The sequence below is a fragment of the Pseudomonas agronomica genome (assembly GCF_025917275.1).
GTDB lineage: Bacteria > Pseudomonadota > Gammaproteobacteria > Pseudomonadales > Pseudomonadaceae > Aquipseudomonas > Aquipseudomonas agronomica.
Window position 1 is genome coordinate 1 of record NZ_JAOSHO010000793.1, and the last position, 1,530, is coordinate 1,530.

Sequence of the window (1,530 nt, forward strand, 5' to 3'; positions counted from 1 at the left end):
CGCAGCCTTCGGCAGCTCCTACGGGGCAGACCGGCGATCAGTCTCTGGCGAGCAACCGTCCCAACCCGTCCAGCAATCGCTGCAACGCGCCCTGGTTGCGGCGCATCACCGCCAATCCCGCCTCGGCCATGCGCTGGGCATCCCGAGGCAACTCGAACAGACGCTGCACCGCCAGGGCCAGGCTTTCGGCATCTTCCACTTCCGCCAAGGCCCCGGCGGCACGCAGTTGCGCGGCAATTTCAAGGAAATTGAACAGGTGCGGCCCGCTGAGCACCGGTTTTGCCAGCGCCGCCGGTTCGAGCAGGTTGTGCCCGCCGTTGGGCACCAGGCTGCCCCCGACAAACGCACTGTCCGCCAACGCATAGAGAAACAGCAGCTCGCCCATGGTATCGCCCAGCAATACCGAGGTCTGCGGGCCGACCGGCTGAGCACTGGAACGCCGGACAGTGGCAAAACCCTCGCGCTCGCACAACTGCGCCACTGAATCGAATCGCTCCGGATGACGCGGCACCAGGATCAGCAACGCATCGGGATAGCTGTCGAGCAATCGCCGGTGGGCGGCCAGCACCACTTCGTCTTCACCCTCATGAGTGCTGGCGGCGATCCACACCGGGCGCTCCACCGCTTGCCATTGACGGCGCAAGGCGCTGGCGCTTTCGAGCAGTTGCGGATCGATGGTCAGGTCGAACTTGATCGAGCCAGTGACTTCGACGGTTTCCGCCCGGGCTCCGAGTTGGCGGAACCGCTCGGCCTCGGCTTCGGTCTGCACCGCGAACAGGTTCATTTGCGCGAGCATCGGCCGAGTCAGCTTGGGAAAGCGCGCATAGCCACGCGCCGAACGCTCCGACAACCGCGCGTTGGCCAACGCCACGGGAATGCCGCGCCGGGCGCATTGATGGATGTGATTGGGCCACAGTTCGGTTTCCATGATCACCGCCAGTTTCGGCCGGACCTGGTCGAGGAAACGCTTGGCCGCGCACGGCAAGTCATAAGGCAGGTAGCAATGCTGGATGCGCGGTTCATTGGCGAACAACGCCTTGATCCGCTCCGAACCGGTGGGCGTCATGCACGTCACGGTGATCGGCAGCTGTGGATAACGTTGTAGCAAGGCGCGAATCATCGGCGCGGCGGCGATGCTTTCACCCACCGACACCGCATGGACCCAGATGCCGCCCGGCCCCATCGTCGGCAAGCCCCATGAGAACCGCTCGCCGATACGCCGCGCATAGGCCGGCGCCTTGCGGGCCCGCAGCCACAGCCGAATCGCTACCAGTGGCAGCCCCAAGTAAAACAACGCGCTATAGAGAGTTCTGTTCATGGCGGCGGAGTTTATCGGTTTTTCAGCCGATCGCCTGCAACTGCACGGCAAAACGTTCCGCCAGCCACCGGGCGGCGGGGCCCAAGGGTTCGTCGCGACGCCAGACCAGCTCCACCACCAGGGCCGGCGGAGTCCACTCACTGTTGAGCTCGACCATATCTCCCAGGTACGCCGGATACTGTACGACGTGCCGCGGCAGCCAGGCCCAGCCC

General features: G+C 65.0%; 2 protein-coding genes. Both read right to left on the bottom strand.

The features are described 5' to 3' along the window. Positions 1–37 precede the first annotated feature (37 nt). A complete protein-coding gene (gene waaA, locus OC610_RS27175) occupies positions 38–1,318 on the bottom strand; it encodes a lipid IV(A) 3-deoxy-D-manno-octulosonic acid transferase (protein ID WP_264432473.1) in 1,281 nt (426 codons plus the stop codon). A 22-nt stretch (positions 1,319–1,340) separates the two neighbouring features. Continuing rightward, a partial coding sequence (locus OC610_RS27180) for a substrate-binding domain-containing protein (protein WP_264432475.1) occupies positions 1,341–1,530 on the bottom strand: 190 nt, incomplete at its 5' end.

Bases quoted from the DNA above. Each gene is read 5' to 3' on its own strand.
- waaA (WP_264432473.1), bottom strand. From the start codon at position 1,318: ATGAACAGAACTCTCTATAGCGCGTTGTTTTACTTGGGGCTGCCACTG.